The sequence below is a fragment of the Methylocystis silviterrae genome (genome assembly GCF_013350005.1).
Lineage (GTDB): Bacteria > Pseudomonadota > Alphaproteobacteria > Rhizobiales > Beijerinckiaceae > Methylocystis > Methylocystis silviterrae.
Map to the genome: position 1 here is coordinate 157,716 of NZ_JABVWW010000001.1, position 16,479 is coordinate 174,194.

Below are 16,479 nucleotides of genomic sequence, written 5' to 3' on the forward strand. Positions count from 1 at the left end.
GCCGAGAGGGGAAGGCCGATGGCGATATTCACTGTTCATTTTCCGCGAATGGCGTCGGGCCAGCTTCCCGCGCCGGAAAAGATCGTCTTCCTGCGCGACGGGTTTTCCTGGCCGGCCTTTATTTTTGGTCCGTTCTGGCTGGCCTGGCGCAGAGCTTGGCTCGTCGCGGGGCTGTGGACGCTTCTTCTCGTCGCCTTGGCGCTCATCGCCTGGCAGCTGCGGGTATCGCGCGACGCGATGTCCTGGCTGACGCTCGGGCTCGCTGTTTGGCTCGGTTTCGAGGGGGAACGGCTTGTCGGCTGGAATTTGGCGCGTCGCGGCTATGTCGAGCAGGATCTCGTCATTGGCGATGACCTCGACGAGGCGGAGGCGACCTATTTCCACCGCCATCGCCCTTCTGGGGAGCCCGCTCCTTGACGACCGCGATCATCGACTATGGGTCGGGCAATCTGCATTCCGCCTTGAAAGCCTTTGAGCGCGCCGCCCGCGAGTCACAGGCGCAAGACGACATTCGCGTCACCAGCGATCCTGACGTCGTGCGCGCCGCCGAGCGCGTCGTTCTGCCGGGCGTCGGCGCTTTCGCCGATTGTCGCCGCGGCCTGATGGCGATCGAGGGTCTTTACGCCGCCCTGCAGGAGGCGGTTATCGACCGTGGCCGGCCGTTCTTAGGGATTTGCGTCGGGATGCAGCTCATGGGCGCGCGCGGCCTTGAACATGGCGAAACGCCGGGCCTCGGCTGGATTCCGGGAGACGTCGCGGCGATCGAGCCTGCGGATCCTTCGCTGAAAATCCCGCATATGGGTTGGAATACGCTGACGCTGAGCCGGGAACATCCGCTCTTTGCCGGCGTGCCGACGGGAGAGCGTGGATTGCACGCCTATTTCGTGCACTCGTTCCAGCTGACGCCGGCGTCGTCAGAACATGTTCTCGCGACAACCGACTATGGCGCGCCGCTCACCGCGGCTGTGGCGCGCGACAATCTCGTCGGCGTGCAGTTCCATCCCGAAAAAAGCCAGAGGCTGGGCCTAGCGTTGATCGGCAATTTCCTGAGGTGGCGTCCGTGATTCTGTTTCCCGCAATCGATTTGAAGGAAGGGCAATGCGTGCGCCTCGCCCAGGGCGATATGGACCGCGCGACCGTGTTCAATGACGACCCTGCGGAGCAGGCGCGCGCCTTCCAGCGGGTCGGGTTCGAATATCTGCATGTCGTCGATCTCGACGGCGCTTTCGCCGGCGCGCCGCGCAACGCCCAGGCGGTCGAATCCATTCTCGCCGCGCTGACGATTCCCGTGCAGCTCGGCGGCGGCATTCGCGACATGCGCACGCTGTCGCGCTGGTTGGAAAAAGGCGTTGCGCGCGTCATCATCGGCACGGCGGCTGTCAAGGACCCGTCTTTCGTGCGTGAGGCGGCGCGCCTTCACCCGGGCCGCGTTGCCGTAGGGGTCGACGCCAAGAACGGTTTTGTCGCCGTCGACGGCTGGTCGCGCGCGACACGCATGTCGGCGCTCGATCTCGGCAAGAGCTTCGAAGACGCGGGGGTGAGCGCCATCATCTACACCGACATCTCGCGCGACGGCGTTTTGACCGGCCTCAATATCGAGGCGACCCTGGCGCTCGCCGACGCCTTGACGATTCCCGTCATCGCCTCGGGCGGCCTCGCGTCGCTCGCCGACGTGGAGCGGCTGCTGCAGCCCGATTGCCGCAAGCTTGCCGGCGCCATCACCGGACGGGCGCTCTACGACGGGCGGCTCGATCCGGCGCAGGCGTTGGCGATGATCCGCGCGCGTGCGGCGACCGAGAACGCGTGATGCTGAAAGCGCGCGTCATTCCCTGCCTGGACGTGAAAGGAGGACGCGTCGTCAAGGGCGTCAATTTCGTCGATCTGCGCGACGCCGGCGATCCGGTCGAATGCGCCATCGCCTATGACGCCGCCGGCGCCGACGAGCTCTGCTTTCTCGACATCACCGCAAGCCATGAAGACCGCGGCATTCTGCTCGACGTCGTGCAGCGCACGGCGGAAGCCTGCTTCATGCCGCTGACTGTGGGCGGCGGCGTGCGCACGCTGGACGACATCCGTAATCTGCTGCTCGCCGGCGCCGACAAAGTCTCGATCAATTCCGCCGCCGTGGCCAATCCCGGCTTCGTTCGCGAAGCGTCGGAAAAATTTGGCGCGCAATGCATCGTCGTGGCCATTGACGCCAAGCGCGCAGCCGAGGAACGTTGGGAAATCTTCACCCATGGCGGGCGCCGCGCAACGGGGATCGACGCAGTGCAATATGCGCGCGACGTCAGCGAACTCGGCGCAGGCGAAATCCTGCTGACCTCCATGGATCGCGACGGCACGAAGAGCGGCTTCGACATCGCGCTGACGCGGGCCGTCGCCGACGCGGTGCAGGTGCCGGTCATCGCCTCGGGCGGCGTTGGGACGCTCGACCATCTCGTCGCCGGCGTCAAGGAAGGCCATGCGAGCGCCGTGCTCGCCGCTTCGATCTTCCATTTCGGCGAATATTCGATCCCGCAGGCGAAGCTGCATATGGCGGCGGCGGGGCTGCCGATGCGCCTCGACGGCTTGGAGGCGATGGGATGATGGCTGTTGAACGGCTCGGATGTCATTCCCGACGCGCGCAACGCGCGCGATCGGGAATCCAGAGCAAGACCAGCATTCTTGAATTGGCTCTGGATTCCCGGTCAGGCCTTCGGCCTGCCGGGAATGACACGGCGCAAGCGATCGGCGCTTGCGGGTTCAATATCGAGCGCCGAGCCTGCTCCCTCTCCCGCGAAGCGGGGGAGGGTTGGGGAGGGGGGCTGTCATGAGTTTCACGCTCGACGATCTCGCGGCGCTCATCAAATCACGCCGCGAGGACGACGCCTCGACCTCCTATACGAAGACCTTGCTCGACGCGGGAATGCCGCGCATCGCCAAGAAATTCGGCGAAGAGGCGGTCGAAACCGTCATTGCGGCGATGGAGGGCGACCGAAGCGCGCTCGTCAATGAAGCCGCGGACACGTTCTATCATCTTCTGGTCATGCTCGAAGCGCGGGACATTTCGCTCGACGACGTGTTGCGCGAACTGGAGCGGCGCACGAAACAATCCGGGCTGGCCGAGAAAGCCGCGCGCGGAGCAAAGGAATGACGGTGGCGGAGCTCGTCCCCAACAACGAGGCTCTTTCCCCCTACCGGCATTTTACGCGCGCCGAATGGGCGTCGCTGCGCGCCGATACGCCGCTGACGCTGACGCTCGATGATCTCGTCCGGCTAAAATCGCTCAACGATCCGATCTCGCTCGAAGAAGTCATCGAGATCTATCTGCCGCTGTCGCGCCTGCTGGCTCTTTACGTTGCGGCGACGCAAGGCCTCTTCAAGGCGACGCAACGCTTTCTCGGCGCCGAGGACGGCAAGGTTCCTTACATTATCGGCGTCGCGGGCTCCGTCGCCGTGGGCAAATCCACGACGGCGCGCGTGCTGCGCGCGCTGTTGTCGCGCTGGCCGAACACGCCGAAAGTGGAGCTCATCACCACCGACGGATTTCTTTTGCCCAACAGAATCCTTGAAGCCGAAAGGTTGATGGACAAGAAGGGCTTTCCGGAAAGCTACGACAACAAATCGCTGCTGCGATTCCTCTCCGATGTGAAGGCGGGACGGCGCAACGTCTGCGCGCCGGTCTATTCGCATATGACCTATGACGTCGTCGAGGGCGAAGCGAGCTGCGTCGACCGGCCCGACATTCTCATCGTCGAAGGCGTCAACGTTCTGCTTGCGCCGCGCATGCGCGACGGCCGCGAAATTCCCTTCGTCTCCGACTTCTTCGATTTCTCGGTCTATCTCGACGCGCCTGAAGACGTGCTGGAGCGATGGTATGTGGAGCGCTTTCGCCGGCTTCAGCAGACGGCGTTCCGCGATCCGGAATCCTACTTCCGCGTCTATGCCGATCTCGACGCAGAGGAGACGACGCGCGTCGCAAAAGACATATGGACGCGCATCAACCTCGAGAATCTGCGCCAGAACATCGCGCCCACGCGCCCGCGCGCGAGTTTGATCCTCACCAAGGACGCCGATCACAGGATCGAGGAAGTGGCGCTTCGGAAGTTGTAAGCTTGGGTTCATCGGCATTGCGGAGTTCGCTCTGCCGCTGGGGCGCGGCAAAGAGGTGAGCGCATGCTGGCGGGTTTGCAAATCCTCGTCTTTCTTCTCGCGGTGGTGGCGGCCGTCGCCTTCGTCGCCTCGCGCCTCGGCCTCGCTTCGCCCATTCTGCTCGTCGCGGCGGGCGTGGCGATCGCGATGGCGCCGGGTGTGCCGCCGCTGGTGCTCGAGCCCGAATTCATCTTGCTCCTCGTCCTGCCGCCGGTGATCTACATTTCGGCGATCGCCATGAGCTGGCGGGAATTCCAGTTCAATCTGCAGCCGATCCTTGTGCTTGCGATCGGCTGCGTCGTCTTCACGACCATCGCCGTTTCGGCGGCGACGAACTGGTTGCTCGGCTGGCCCTGGGCGGTCGGCTTCGTCCTCGGCGCGATCGTCTCGCCGCCTGACGTCCTCGCGCCGCTCGCCATCGCGCGCCGCATGCGGCTGCCCCGGCGCATCCGCGTCATTCTGGAGGGAGAAGGTCTCGCCAATGACGCGACGGCCCTGGTTCTCTATCGTTTCGCGGTGGCGGCGGTCAGCGTCGGCTCTTTTTCGCTGGCGCAGGCGGGCGAAACCTTCACGATCATCATCGTTTCGGAGATTGTATGGGGCGTCGGCGTCGGCTGGACGATGTTGCGGCTGCGCCGCTTCATGCGCGATCCGCGCATCGAAATCACGCTGTCGCTGATCACGCCGTTCCTCGCCTATTGGCCGCCAGAACATCTTGGCGGCTCGGGCGTCATCGCGACCGTGGCGACGGGCCTCTATATCAGCTGGAACGGCCCCCGGCTGATCAGCGCCGCGACGCGTCTGCAGGGCGTGTTCTTCTGGGACTTCTTCATCTATCTGATCGAAGGCCTCGTCTTTCTCTTCACCGGCCTGCAGGCGCAGGCGCTTTTCGCACGCATCCAGAACCACTCGCTTTACGATCTGGCGGCGTCGGCGGCGCTCGTTTCGCTCGTCGTGATCGTGGCGCGCTTCATCTGGATTTTTCCGCACGCCTATCTGCCGCGATGGCTCATCCCGCGCGCGCGGCGCCAGCCGGCGCCGCCGTGGCAAGGGCTCTTCATCATTTCCTTCACCGGCGTGCGCGGGATCGTCTCGCTCGCCACCGCGCTGGCGATCCCGATCACGACGGCGCGCGGCGAGCCCTTTCCCTATCGCGACTCCATTTTCTTCCTCGCCTTCTGCGTCGTGATGGTCACGCTCGTCTTCCAGGGCGCGATGTTGCCCTGGGTTATTCGCAAGCTCGGGGTCTCCAAAGCCGGGATGGAGGAGCGTCTGCTCGACCGCGCCGAGGAAATTCAGGCGCGCCGCTCCGCCGTAGAGGCTTCCACCGCCAGATTGGCGGCGTTAGTCGCCGAGCAGGACGTGCCGGAAGAAGCGACGCTGTCGTTTCAAGCGCAACAGGATTATTTCCTGTCGCGCATCCGCATGAAGTGCGACATCGAGGAAGAGCGCCGCGCGCTGACCGAGCTGCATGATGAGATTGAATTGGAGCTGATCGCCGCGGAGCGCGACGCGATCAACGGCATGCTGCGCGAGGGAAAACTCACCGACGAAGCGCGCCGCCGCATCGAACGCGAACTCGATCTGCGCGAAGCGGATGTGCTGAACCGCCGGAAAGAGCGGCTGGGGCAGGGCGACGCGCCGCGTCAAGAACGCGGCGCTCGGGAAATGTGAAGAGCCCCCTCCCTGTCCCTCCCCCGCTTCGCGGGAGAGGGGACGCTAACGACCGGCGTTGGCGATCAGGACAAAAGAGGGCGCGCTCTCCTCCCTCTCCCGTCCGAAGTCGGCTGTTGCCGACTTCAGCGTCGATGCGCAAACCGGGAGCACCCGGTTTGCGAAGCGGGGGAGGGTTGGGGAAGGGTTAGGCGTTCCCCACCGTGCGCAGCAGCGGCGGCGCGGCATGACGATGCGCCGACTTGCCGTCGATGACGAGGCCCGAGGCGTCGGCCGAAACTTCGACGCTCGCGCTGTCGATGATCTCGCCGGCAAGCAGCCGCTCGGCAAGCGTGTCCTGCAACTCCTTCTGCATGACGCGCTTCAAGGGCCGCGCGCCATAGGTCGGGTCGTAGCCCTTCGCCGCCAGCCAGTCGCGCGCCTTGGCGTCAAGATGCAGTGTGATCTTGCGATCTTCGAGGAGCTTCTGCAGCCGCTTGACCTGGATGTCGACGATCGCGCCCATATCCTCGCGCCGCAGGCGGTTGAACAGGATGATCTCGTCGACTCGGTTCAGGAACTCCGGCCTGAAATGCGCCCGCACGACCTGCATGACTTCGCTGTGCACGGCGGAGGAATCCTCGCCCTCCTTCTGCATGACGAGGAATTCCGAGCCGAGATTCGACGTCATGATGATCAGCGTGTTCTTGAAATCGACCGTGCGGCCTTGGCCGTCGGTCAGGCGGCCGTCGTCGAGCACCTGCAGAAGCACGTTGAAGACGTCCGGGTGCGCCTTTTCGATCTCGTCGAAAAGCACGACCTGATACGGCCTGCGGCGGACGGCTTCGGTCAAAGCGCCGCCTTCCTCATAGCCGACATAGCCGGGGGGCGCGCCGATGAGCCGCGCGACCGAATGCTTTTCCATGTATTCGGACATGTCGAGCCGCACCATCGCCGTCTCGTCGTCGAAGAGAAACGCCGCGAGCGCCTTCGTCAGCTCCGTCTTGCCGACGCCGGTGGGGCCAAGGAAGATGAAGCTGCCGATCGGGCGGTTCGGGTCCTGCAGTCCGGCGCGCGCGCGGCGCACCGCGGTCGACACGGCGACAACCGCGTCATGCTGCCCGACGACCCGCTTTGCGAGCTCGTCCTCCATGTGCAGTAACTTCTCGCGTTCGCCCTCGAGCATTTTGTCGACAGGCACGCCGGTCCAGCGCGAGACGACCTGCGCCACGTCATTGGCGGTGACCTCCTCGTCGACGAGCGTGTCGGATTCGCCTTCCGTCTCGCCCAGTTTCCTTTCGAGGTCGGGGATCACGCCATAGGTGAGTTCGCCGGCGCGCTGATATTCGCCGCGCCGCTGCGCCTGCGCCAGCTCGTTGCGCGCCGCTTCAAGCTGCTCCTTGAGCTTCTGCGCCGCGCCGAGCTTGTCCTTCTCGGCTCGCCAGCGCGCGGTGAGCGCCCCTGATTTCTCTTCGAGGTCGGCAAGCTCGCCTTCGAGCTTCGCCAGGCGATCCTTTGACGCCGCGTCCGTTTCTTTCTTGAGCGCTTCCTGTTCGATCTTCAGCTGGATGATGCGCCGGTCGAGTTCGTCGAGCTCCTCGGGCTTCGAGTCGATCTGCATGCGCAGGCGCGAGGACGCCTCGTCGATGAGGTCGATCGCCTTGTCCGGCAGGAAGCGGTCGGAGATGTAGCGGTTCGACAAAGTCGCCGCGGCGACGATCGCGCTATCGGTGATGCGCACGCCGTGATGGAGTTCGTATTTCTCCTTCAGGCCGCGCAGGATCGAGATCGTATCCTCGACGGTCGGCTCGTCGACGAAGACCGGCTGGAAGCGCCGGGCGAGCGCCGCGTCCTTCTCGACATGTTTGCGGTATTCGTCGAGCGTCGTCGCGCCGACGCAATGCAATTCGCCGCGGGCGAGCGCGGGTTTCAGCAGATTGGAGGCGTCCATCGCCCCATCCGACTTGCCGGCGCCAACGAGCGTGTGCATTTCGTCGATGAACAGGATGACATTGCCTTCGGCGGCGGTGACTTCGTTCAGCACCGCCTTCAGCCGCTCCTCGAATTCGCCGCGATATTTCGCGCCGGCGATCAGCGCGCCCATATCGAGCGCGAGCAGCTTCTTATCCTCAAGCGATTCCGGCACGTCGCCATTGACGATGCGCAAAGCGAGACCCTCGACGATCGCGGTCTTGCCGACGCCGGGTTCGCCAATCAGCACCGGATTGTTCTTGGTGCGGCGCGATAGCACCTGAATAGCGCGGCGGATCTCCTCGTCGCGGCCGATCACCGGATCGAGCTTGCCTTCGCGCGCCGCCTCGGTGAGGTCGCGGGCGTATTTCTTGAGCGCGTCGTAGGCATTTTCGGCGGAAGCCGAATCCGCCGTGCGGCCCTTGCGCAAATCTTCGATCGCGGCGTTCAGCGTCTGCGGCGTCACGCCGGCGGCGGCAAGAATTTTCGCGGCCTCGGAGTCCTTCTCCATCGCCAGCGCCAGGAGCAGCCGCTCGACGGTGACGTAAGAATCGCCCGCCTTCTGGGCGATCTTCTCGGCGTTGTCGAAGAGGCGCGCGGTCGCGGGCGCAAGATAGAGCTGGCCGGCGCCGGCCCCCATCACTTTGGGCAGTTTGGCGAGCGCGGCCTCGGTTTTCGCCAGCGCCTCGCGCGAGCGGCCGCCGGCGCGGTCGATCAGCCCGGCGGACAGGCCCTGATCGTCATCGAGCAGGACTTTCAGGATGTGCTCGGGCGTAAACTGCTGGTGGCCTTCGCGCGTCGCCATCGACTGCGCCGACTGCACGAATCCGCGCGCGCGTTCGGTGTATTTCTCAAAGTTCATTTATAGCCCCTCTGACCATGAGGCGGCCCTTTGTTTTAAGCGGCGCGCCTCGCGTCCAAAATTTTCTCGTTCAAGGCCCCTTGCGGCTGCCCTCGTGGTCGATATGGGAAGGGCTGCACGGTGTTAAAGGGGGTGCGGCGCGAAAGCGCGGACTCGACCGCGCCGGGCGCATCGGAATACCTCGGCTAATCGCTTTGGCGATGTAAGCGCGCAGCCGGCCAGAGCGCGCGCCATCCGCCATAGAGCGAGAGCGCCACAAGCGACAGCATCATCGCATAGACCGAGCCCGAGGCGATGAGACCGGCGATGGGACTGCCATACATCGCATAGATGTTGGACGGCCGCTGCTCGGCGGCAGGGCTCAAATGCGCGAACCAGAGCGCCACGGCGCCGAGAACGCCGATGACCGCCCAGAACGCTGCGCCGATCTTGCCGCGGAAATAGAAATACAGCGCGGCGCCTGTGAGCGCGTATTTCACCGAAAGAAAGGCGGCGGCGATCGACCATGCCCCTGGTTGCGAGAAATCGTCGCGTGACAGGTGGTCGAGATCATGCGCGGCGGAAAACGCCACTGCGGCTAGAACGAGGACCGTGAGCGTCTTGTCCGGCATGGCTGGCTCTCCTTGCGAACGGCCGAGTCTATTTTCCTGACGGTCGGGCGGGTGTAGGCAATCCGCCTCGACTTGTCACCGAAACAGGGACGTCCATGCGACTCGCCTCTCTCTATCGCTATCCCGTCAAAGGCCTCTCGCCCGAGCCGCTGGACGCCGCCGATCTGAAGACTGGCGACTATTTTCCGGGAGATCGACTGTTTGCGCTGGAAAACGGCCCTTCAGGCTTCGATCCCGCGGCGCCCGAGCATCAGCCCAAGATCAAATTTCTGATGCTGATGAGGAACGGCGCGCTCGCGGGTCTTGCGACGCGCTACGATGAGGCGACGGGCGTATTGACGATCGCCAGGGCAGGGCGCGAGGTCGCGCGAGGCGATTTGCGGTCGCCCGAAGGGCGTCAGCCCATCGAGGCCTTCCTGACCGGCTTTCTTGGGCCCGAAATCCGTGGCCCCGTGCGGCTTCTGGCTGCGCCCGACGGTTTTCGCTTCACGGATTCAAAGTCGGGATTTGTCTCACTGGTCAATTTGGCGAGCGTTGCGGCGATTGCCCAGGCGCAAGGGGCCGCGCTCGATCCGCTGCGGTTTCGCGCCAATCTCTACGTCGAAGACATGGGCGCATGGGCCGAAGCGGCGCTCCCGGGGCGAACCCTGTCGATCGGCGGCGCGCGGCTCGAGGTGCTCAAAATGACCGATCGCTGCGCGGCCACAGGCGTCGAGCCGGGCACAGGGCGACGCGACATGGATATCGTTCAAACGCTGCGCCAGAACTTCGGCCACATTGATTGCGGCGTTTACGCGCGGGTGATCGAGGGTGGCCGGATCAAGGCCGGCGACGCGATCAGCATCCTCGCCTGAAGCTCTAGAACCGATCTGGCTCGAGCGGAAGTTCGCCCACCTGCGGCGCGTCATCGTCCCGTGCGCCGCCGGCGACGTCATCCATCGGCGGGCGCGGGCGCCGGCGCCGGCGTGAGCTCAGATGATAATTGACTCCGCCCTCGTGTTCACGCGGCGCATTTTCGCGCTCGAGAACGGGTTCCGCTCCGGCGCTCTCGCTGGGAGCAGCGGCGCGCGCCACTGGCGCGGTGATGAATGAGGGAAGCGCCGTCCCTGGTTCGCTCTCGGCCGCGCTGGCCTCGGGGCGCGGCTGGAAGCGTCGGTCGCGGCCGCGCTCATATCCCTGGTGACGCGGACGGTCGCCGCCCTCGGCGTTGCGGTCTCGGTTGAACTGCGGTCGTTCGTGCCGCTGCGGGCGTTCCGGACGCTCCGCGCGCTCGCCGGCCCGCATCTCGCCGATCGGGCGCTCCTCAAAGGGCTGGGGCTGGGGCTGCGGCTGCGAAAAATGCGGCTGCGGCTGCGGTTGCGGCGCGAAGGGCGGCGGCGGCTGGAAGGCCGGCGGCGGCAGCCGTTCGGCAAGCGGCGCGAAACGGTCCGGAAGCGGGGCGAAATCGTCGTCGTCCTCGGAGGTGTCGATTTCCGCTTCCACCTGCGGGCGCCCATAGCCGTTGACTTGCTGCTGTTGCTGCGCGGCGGCGATCAGCCGGAAATAGTGCTCAGCGTGCTGCAGCAGGCTCTCGGCCATGATCGTGTCGCCGGAGGACTGCGCGTCGCGCGCGAGCTGAAGATATTTTTCGGCGACATGCTGAGCCGTGCCGCGGATCTTCACGTCGGGGCCATTCGATTCATAGGACCGTGTAAGCGGATTGGGCCCTTTGCGGTTGTTGCTCCGACCGCGCATTCTCTTGTTTTGCCCTGGTCTCATCAAACTCCCCGAAATCTTGCTGCGCTCGGCCCCGCCTGCGCGGCGTTCCCAACAACGTCGCCGCTAAATTCCTTCGCCCGGCGCATGCGCCAACGGACAGGCGACAGCAATCCGTTTTCGGACCTCAAGCTTCGATAATGCTGTGCGCGAGTCGATTTTCCTCAAGTCGGCCGCAATCGGCGGCCCCACGTCGCTCTGCGCCAATTCCCCTCAGCGCAACTGCTTGATGCCCAACGCGACTGCATGCCTGCCTGCCGGATCGCAACGCTCCCGACAATCGAAGTGGTCTTCACTCCGGCGCTTTCATGTCGATTTCGACGTTGCTCCTGGCCGGTCGTTTCGGGCTTCCGTTCGCGACGGAGCCAAAGCGTTCGAGTTCTCTCTCGAAGTCGGCGATCGGCTGGACCTGGAATGACTATAGTGGAGGGGGTGGCCGCCAACAAGGCCGAGCGCGGCGAGACGGGCCAAAAAAGCGGTTACTGTCGCCAATATGTCACGGCCTTGACGGGTAAAGCCGCGCCGCGACAACCCTCTCGTGGCCCCCGATGTCGCGCGCCACACGCTCGATTTTGAAGCCCTGGGCCTCCAACAGCGCCGCGACGCTTGCAGCTTGATCGAAGCCGACCTCGAAGACGACGACCGTGTCCTCGTCAATGAACCGCGGCAGGTCGCCGATGATCTCCCGATACCGCGCGAGCCCGTCGGAGCCGCCGTCGAGCGCCAGCGCCGGATCATGGAGCCGCACCTCGGGATCGAGCCCTGCGATGTCCCCGGTGCGCACATATGGGGGATTGGACACGATGAGGTCGAAACGCGCCTGAAACGCCTCCGCCCAGCGGCCGCGCACAACCGCGGCGCGATCTGACAGGCCGCAACGGGCGAGATTTGCGGCGGTGGCCGCGCAGGCGTCCTCCGAGAGATCGACGGCGACGGCGCGCGCGGCCGGAAGCTCGCTAAGAAGCGCGCAGGCGATAGCGCCCGAGCCGGCGCCGAGATCGAGAATCGAGAGCGGCGCGTCGCGCCGTTCCGCAACGAAGCGCAACGCCGTCTCGACCAGCGTTTCGGTGTCGGGCCGCGGATCGAGCACTGACGGCGCGACGGCGAGGTCGAGCGTCCAGAATCCGCGCTCTCCAAGAATGCGTGACACCGGCTCACGGGCGGCCCGTCGCGCCGCGTAGCGGGAGAGGGCGCTCGCCTCCTCCTCAGAAAGCGGCGCGCGCGGCGTCATGGCGAGTTCGAGCCGCGTCAGCCCTGTGGCGGCGCGCAGCAGAGCGCGCGCGTCCTCCTGCGCGTCATCGACCCCCCGCGCGCCGAGATAGTCCGCAACTGTCGCGATCGCCTGGGCGCGCGTCAGCGGATCGCTCGTTGCGGCCTTCTTCGCGCTCAGACTCATCTCTACCCCCGGCTGGCGAGAAGCGCCGTCAGCCTTTTTGCGAAAGCCGCCGCGTCGATGGGATGCTCGCCGTCGGCGACGCGGGCGAGATCGAGCAGGAGGAGCTGGTCGTCGCGCGCCGCTTCACGCCCCTTTGCGCGCAAGGCCGTCGCCAGCGCGACGATCGCTTCATGCCTCGGGTTGATCTCCAAAACCGGCTTTCCGAAGGCCGCCTGTTGTCCATGTTCGGCCAGAAGGCGGGACAATTGGCGATCCAAGCCGCTGTCCGGAGCGACGAGACAGACGGCGCTGTCGGTCAGCCGCGTCGAGGCGCGCACGTCGTCGACATATTCGGCAAGCGTCTCCTTGAGGGCTGCAAGCAGGTCGGCGACGTCGGCCAGCGCCGTCGCCTCCGTCTTGGCTTCGTCGACGAGCGCGATCGAATCGATGTCGGCCTGACCCTGCGTGACGGATTTGAACGGCTTGCCCTCGTAGCCAAGCGCGCTCGTCACCCAGAAGGCGTCGACGGCGTCGTCGAGAAGCAGCACTTCGACGCCTCTCGCCCGGAAGCCTTCAAGCTGCGGGCTGGCGCGCAGCCGCTTCATGTCGTCGCCGACAAGATAATAAATCGCGGTCTGATTTTCCCTCAGATCGGCGACGTAATCCTTGAGCGTGCGGGTGTGTTCCTCGGACGTCGTCGAGGCGAACCGCGCAATTTCGAACAGAGCGTCGCGGCGGCTGGGGTCTTCATGCAGCCCTTCCTTGAGCACGGAGCCGAAATTCTTCCACACGTCCGCGAATTTTTCCGGCTCGGCGTCGGCGAGCTTCTTGAGTTCCTGCAAAATGCGCGTTGCGATGGCCTTGCCGATCGCGCCGGCGACAGGGCTTTTCTGCACCATCTCGCGCGAGACATTGAGCGGAATGTCGGCGCTGTCGACGACGATGCGCATGAACCGCAGCCAGGCGGGCAGCAGCTCCATGTCGCGCGAAATCAGCACGCGGCGCACATATAGCTTGGATTTGCTCTTTCGCGCCGGGTCGAAGAGATCGAAGGGCCGCGTCCCAGGAACAAAGGCGAGCACCGTATATTCGGTGCGTCCTTCGGCGCGCCAATGGGCGATCAGTGCGGGCTCATCGAGCTGCCCGGACAATTGCCGGTAGAAGTCGACATATTGCTCATGTGTGATTTCGGACTTGGGCTTCGTCCACAGGGCGACGCCTTCGGCGATCCGCCGGGGCTCTTCGCCCGGCGCCGCGATGAGATCAATCGGCGCGGCGATCGCGCCCGAGTGCTCGCGCACGACGCTTTCAACCCGCCAGCCGTCGAGAAATTCATCGCTGTCGGCGTTGAGATGCAGGGTGACGCGGGCGCCGACGGCGGGCGCCGCTTCGAGCGGCAGAGCGGTGATCTGATAGGAGCCCTTGCCGTCTGAACTCCACAGCCAGGCCTGATCCTGGCCGGCGCGCCGCGTCGCGACCTCGACGCGGTCGGCGACCATGAAGGCGGAATAGAAGCCGACGCCGAACTGGCCGATGAAGCCGGCGTCCTTTTCCTTCCCGAGTTTGTCGAGAAAGGCGCGCGTTCCCGAATTGGCGATGGTGCCGAGGGCGCTGATCAGCTCCTCGCGCGACATGCCGACGCCGTTGTCGGCGATCGTCAGCGTGCGCTTCTCCTTATCGAGTGAGATCGTGACGAGCGGCGCGGCGGCTTGCGCGGCGAGTTTTTCGTCGGAAAGCGCCTCGTAACGCAGCTTTTCGCAGGCGTCGGCGGCGTTCGAGACGAGTTCGCGCAAAAAGACGTCGCGCTCCGAATAGACGGAGTGCGTCATCAGCTCGAGCAGCCTCGCGACGTCGGCCTCAAAACCGAAATCGGCGGCGGTTTGCGGATCGGCGGCGGGAGCCGCGGCGGCGACGGATGCGGCGTCGTCGGTCATGTTCTCTCCGATGAAAAGAAAAAGAGAATGCACGTCGCAATCGACGCGACGGCGGCTCTTGAGTTCGTCATTGTTGCGGAATTTGCAAGAGCCTCGGCGGCGGGGCGCGGCCGCTAAAGGCGGATATGGCGGCCCGCTAGAGCTAGACGAGCCGGCGCGGGAGCGAAACTCCCGGCCGGCCCGACCATCGCCACGACCTCTATATCTCGGAACCACACGCTTCGGGGGGCTGGGGGGCTGACGAAACCGAAAACGCGTGGCCCCGAGCTGTCGAGGCAATGAACTTCATTTTGGGCGGCGCGTTTGGCTGGCAAGGGGCGCCAAGTCGGCGAAAGTATGATTCTTCCCAGCCAAATCTTATCAGAGAGCAAGGACGCGAAGATTCTCGTCATAAACCAGTCATTAAGTCTTGCCCGGCGCATCCGTGCAGGCCAACATGGTTAAGAGAGATCGAGGAGAGCGGACGCATGGCGGAGTCGGAGACGACGGAGCCCAGTCGGGTTCGACCCGCGCTCGTCGTCGTGAACGGCGCTTCGCTGGACGCGGCGCAGGGAGCTCGGGGAGACAAGCGCGTGGCGGTCTCGTTCAGCCGCCCAGAACTCAACGTCATCTTCAAACTTTATGGAGCGAAAGTCGCGCAGGGGGAATGGCGCGACTATGCGATCGACTTCACGCCGGCGAAGGCCGTGTTCTCCATTTTTCGGCGCGCGAGCGAGGCGCCGCTGTATCGAATCGAAAAGGATCCTGCGCTTTCGCGTCGACAAGGCGCCTATGCCGTGATCGCCGCGACAGGGCTCGTGCTTCGGCGCGGCCATGATCTTTCGAGGGTGGTGCGGGTTTTGGACCGCGCGCTGAGGCTCGTCGGCGCCGAATAGGCGGACAAGCATCTCACAAAGGCGTCCTCGCAAGATCAGAATCGATCGGCCCGATAGGGCGCGGGATCGATGAAGGGCTGTTCGCCCGTCATCATATCGGCGAGCAGCCGGCCGGAGACCGGCCCAAGCGTCAGCCCATGATGCGCATGGCCGAAATCGAACCATAGGCCGCGATGACGCGGCGCCGGACCGACGATCGGCAGCATGTCCGGGAGGCAGGGCCGCGCGCCGCGCCAGGGTTCCGGGTCGAGCCGTTCGGCGAGCGGAAACAATCGGCGCGCCGTCGGTTCGCAAACCTCGATCTGCACGGGGGTCGGCGGCGCGTCGCGGCGGGCGAATTCGGCCCCGCTCGTCAGCCTGACGCCGCGGCGCATCGGCGCCAGGAGATAGCCGACGTCGGCGTCGAGGATCGGATGATTGAGCTTTGCGCCGTCCTTCGCGGCGTAATGCATGTGGTAGCCGCGCTTCCAGCCGAGCGGAATGCGATAGCCGAGCGGCCCATAAACAAAATCCGACCAGGGGCCGAGCGCCACAACCGCGGCGCCGGCGACGAGCGGCCCGTTCGCCGTCTCGACGCGCCAGCGCCCATCCGGCTCTTGCGAAAGGCTGCGCGCGTCTCCGGAAAGAAATTGGCCGCCGCGTGAGACAAACAGATCGGCGTAGGCTTTCGAGAGCGCGGCGGGATCGATGATCGCGGCGGTGTCACGGTAATGGATACCGCCCATGATCGGGGCGAGATCGGGCTCCAGCGAAGCGACTGCGGCGGCGTCGAGCGTATCAATATGTAAGCCATAGGCGCGCAGCCGTTCGGCGTCGGCGAGGCCGGCGGCGAGAGTCTCCCCGCTGCGATGCAGCTTGATCCAGCCGGTCCTGCGCAACAGCTCGCCGGCGCCTGCCTGCTGGATCAGCGCCTCATGCTCGCTCAGGCTGTGTTCGATCAGCGGGCGCCGCGCTTCGATATTCCGCCGCACCCGCTCCGGCGCGCTCTCGCGCCAATAGCGCAGGAGCCATGGCCCCACCGCCGGCAGCGCCGAGACGTGGTAATGCGCTTCAGGGAGAAGGTTCAGCGCATATTTGATGAGCTTCGCCGGGTCGCGCGGGAAGAGATAAGGGATGAGCGACGAACGTTCGATCAGTCCGGCGTTGCCGAAGCTCGTCTCCTGACCCACGGCGCCGGCGCGATCGATGAGCACGACGTCGTGGCCGCGCGCCTGCAGATGCAGCGCGGCGCTCACTCCGACAATGCCGGCGCCAAGAACGACGACGTCCGTCGATTGCATGAATCCTCCCACCTGATCAGCCCATATATGGA

General features: G+C 65.1%; 15 protein-coding genes. 9 read left to right on the forward strand and 6 right to left on the reverse strand.

Annotated features, from left to right (window positions below; translation table 11 throughout):
* Nucleotides 1-18 precede the first annotated feature (18 nt).
* The 7 genes from HUN39_RS00755 to HUN39_RS00785 all read left to right on the forward strand — a co-directional run bounded on the left by HUN39_RS00755 (nucleotide 19) and on the right by HUN39_RS00785 (nucleotide 5,805).
* On the forward strand, nucleotides 19-417 hold the full coding sequence (locus HUN39_RS00755; RefSeq protein WP_175092612.1) for a DUF2628 domain-containing protein: 399 nt from the start codon (nucleotides 19-21) through the stop codon (nucleotides 415-417).
* A complete protein-coding gene (gene hisH / locus HUN39_RS00760; RefSeq protein WP_175092613.1) occupies nucleotides 414-1,064 on the forward strand; it encodes an imidazole glycerol phosphate synthase subunit HisH in 651 nt (216 codons plus the stop codon). Before HUN39_RS00755 ends, hisH begins: the two co-directional genes overlap by 4 nt.
* On the forward strand, nucleotides 1,061-1,807 hold the full coding sequence (gene hisA, locus HUN39_RS00765) for a 1-(5-phosphoribosyl)-5-[(5-phosphoribosylamino)methylideneamino]imidazole-4-carboxamide isomerase (protein ID WP_175092614.1): 747 nt from the start codon (nucleotides 1,061-1,063) through the stop codon (nucleotides 1,805-1,807). The genes hisH and hisA overlap by 4 nt, the downstream gene beginning before the upstream one ends.
* On the forward strand, nucleotides 1,807-2,586 hold the full coding sequence (hisF, locus tag HUN39_RS00770) for an imidazole glycerol phosphate synthase subunit HisF (RefSeq protein WP_175092615.1): 780 nt from the start codon (nucleotides 1,807-1,809) through the stop codon (nucleotides 2,584-2,586). Before hisA ends, hisF begins: the two co-directional genes overlap by 1 nt.
* A 223-nt stretch (nucleotides 2,587-2,809) precedes the next feature.
* Nucleotides 2,810-3,133, forward strand: a complete 324-nt coding sequence (locus HUN39_RS00775) for a phosphoribosyl-ATP diphosphatase (RefSeq protein ID WP_175092616.1) — start codon at nucleotides 2,810-2,812, stop codon at nucleotides 3,131-3,133.
* The gene (gene coaA, locus HUN39_RS00780; protein WP_175092617.1) at nucleotides 3,130-4,092 is read left to right on the forward strand and encodes a type I pantothenate kinase; all 963 of its coding nucleotides are present in this window, start codon (nucleotides 3,130-3,132) and stop codon (nucleotides 4,090-4,092) included. Before HUN39_RS00775 ends, coaA begins: the two co-directional genes overlap by 4 nt.
* Nucleotides 4,093-4,155: 63 nt before the next feature.
* Complete coding sequence (locus HUN39_RS00785) at nucleotides 4,156-5,805, forward strand: Na+/H+ antiporter (RefSeq protein ID WP_175092618.1); 1,650 nt, start codon at nucleotides 4,156-4,158, stop codon at nucleotides 5,803-5,805.
* 187 nt (nucleotides 5,806-5,992) lie between these two features.
* Here HUN39_RS00785 and clpB read toward each other — a convergent pair whose 3' ends face one another.
* A complete protein-coding gene (clpB, locus tag HUN39_RS00790; RefSeq protein WP_175092619.1) occupies nucleotides 5,993-8,617 on the reverse strand; it encodes an ATP-dependent chaperone ClpB in 2,625 nt (874 codons plus the stop codon).
* A 185-nt stretch (nucleotides 8,618-8,802) separates the two neighbouring features.
* A complete protein-coding gene (locus HUN39_RS00795) occupies nucleotides 8,803-9,228 on the reverse strand; it encodes a hypothetical protein (protein WP_175092620.1) in 426 nt (141 codons plus the stop codon).
* A 95-nt stretch (nucleotides 9,229-9,323) separates the two neighbouring features.
* Between HUN39_RS00795 and HUN39_RS00800 the strand changes: the two genes are divergently transcribed.
* Nucleotides 9,324-10,082 (forward strand): MOSC domain-containing protein, encoded by a 759-nt coding sequence (locus tag HUN39_RS00800; protein ID WP_175092621.1) that lies wholly within the window; start codon nucleotides 9,324-9,326, stop codon nucleotides 10,080-10,082.
* A gap of 4 nt (nucleotides 10,083-10,086) precedes the next feature.
* On the opposite strand, the gene HUN39_RS00805 is transcribed toward HUN39_RS00800, so the two are convergent.
* The 3 genes from HUN39_RS00805 to htpG form a co-directional block, all read right to left on the reverse strand.
* Complete coding sequence (locus HUN39_RS00805) at nucleotides 10,087-10,962, reverse strand: DUF4167 domain-containing protein (RefSeq protein ID WP_175092622.1); 876 nt, start codon at nucleotides 10,960-10,962, stop codon at nucleotides 10,087-10,089.
* 517 nt (nucleotides 10,963-11,479) lie between these two features.
* The gene (gene prmC, locus HUN39_RS00810) at nucleotides 11,480-12,379 is read right to left on the reverse strand and encodes a peptide chain release factor N(5)-glutamine methyltransferase (RefSeq protein WP_175092623.1); all 900 of its coding nucleotides are present in this window, start codon (nucleotides 12,377-12,379) and stop codon (nucleotides 11,480-11,482) included.
* A 2-nt stretch (nucleotides 12,380-12,381) separates the two neighbouring features.
* Nucleotides 12,382-14,292: a molecular chaperone HtpG gene (htpG, locus tag HUN39_RS00815; protein ID WP_175092624.1), complete on the reverse strand. Its 1,911-nt coding sequence runs from the start codon at nucleotides 14,290-14,292 to the stop codon at nucleotides 12,382-12,384.
* A gap of 467 nt (nucleotides 14,293-14,759) precedes the next feature.
* On the opposite strand from htpG, the gene HUN39_RS00820 reads away from it, so the two are divergent.
* Nucleotides 14,760-15,167 carry a DUF2794 domain-containing protein gene (locus HUN39_RS00820; RefSeq protein WP_175092625.1) on the forward strand — a complete coding sequence of 136 codons (408 nt, stop codon included), beginning with the start codon at nucleotides 14,760-14,762 and terminating at the stop codon, nucleotides 15,165-15,167.
* A 35-nt stretch (nucleotides 15,168-15,202) separates the two neighbouring features.
* Here HUN39_RS00820 and HUN39_RS00825 read toward each other — a convergent pair whose 3' ends face one another.
* Nucleotides 15,203-16,447: an NAD(P)/FAD-dependent oxidoreductase gene (locus HUN39_RS00825; RefSeq protein ID WP_175092626.1), complete on the reverse strand. Its 1,245-nt coding sequence runs from the start codon at nucleotides 16,445-16,447 to the stop codon at nucleotides 15,203-15,205.
* Between the last annotated feature and the right edge of the window lie 32 nt (nucleotides 16,448-16,479).

Coding starts and splice junctions, on each gene's coding strand:
- HUN39_RS00755 (WP_175092612.1), top strand. CDS start 19: ATGGCGATATTCACTGTTCATTTTCCGCGAATGGCGTCGGGCCAGCTT.
- hisF (WP_175092615.1), top strand. CDS start 1,807: ATGCTGAAAGCGCGCGTCATTCCCTGCCTGGACGTGAAAGGAGGACGC.
- HUN39_RS00775 (WP_175092616.1), top strand. CDS start 2,810: ATGAGTTTCACGCTCGACGATCTCGCGGCGCTCATCAAATCACGCCGC.
- coaA (WP_175092617.1), top strand. CDS start 3,130: ATGACGGTGGCGGAGCTCGTCCCCAACAACGAGGCTCTTTCCCCCTAC.
- HUN39_RS00785 (WP_175092618.1), top strand. CDS start 4,156: ATGCTGGCGGGTTTGCAAATCCTCGTCTTTCTTCTCGCGGTGGTGGCG.
- clpB (WP_175092619.1), bottom strand. CDS start 8,617: ATGAACTTTGAGAAATACACCGAACGCGCGCGCGGATTCGTGCAGTCG.
- HUN39_RS00795 (WP_175092620.1), bottom strand. CDS start 9,228: ATGCCGGACAAGACGCTCACGGTCCTCGTTCTAGCCGCAGTGGCGTTT.
- HUN39_RS00800 (WP_175092621.1), top strand. CDS start 9,324: ATGCGACTCGCCTCTCTCTATCGCTATCCCGTCAAAGGCCTCTCGCCC.
- HUN39_RS00805 (WP_175092622.1), bottom strand. CDS start 10,962: ATGCGCGGTCGGAGCAACAACCGCAAAGGGCCCAATCCGCTTACACGG.
- prmC (WP_175092623.1), bottom strand. CDS start 12,379: ATGAGTCTGAGCGCGAAGAAGGCCGCAACGAGCGATCCGCTGACGCGC.
- htpG (WP_175092624.1), bottom strand. CDS start 14,292: ATGACCGACGACGCCGCATCCGTCGCCGCCGCGGCTCCCGCCGCCGAT.
- HUN39_RS00820 (WP_175092625.1), top strand. CDS start 14,760: ATGGCGGAGTCGGAGACGACGGAGCCCAGTCGGGTTCGACCCGCGCTC.
- HUN39_RS00825 (WP_175092626.1), bottom strand. CDS start 16,447: ATGCAATCGACGGACGTCGTCGTTCTTGGCGCCGGCATTGTCGGAGTG.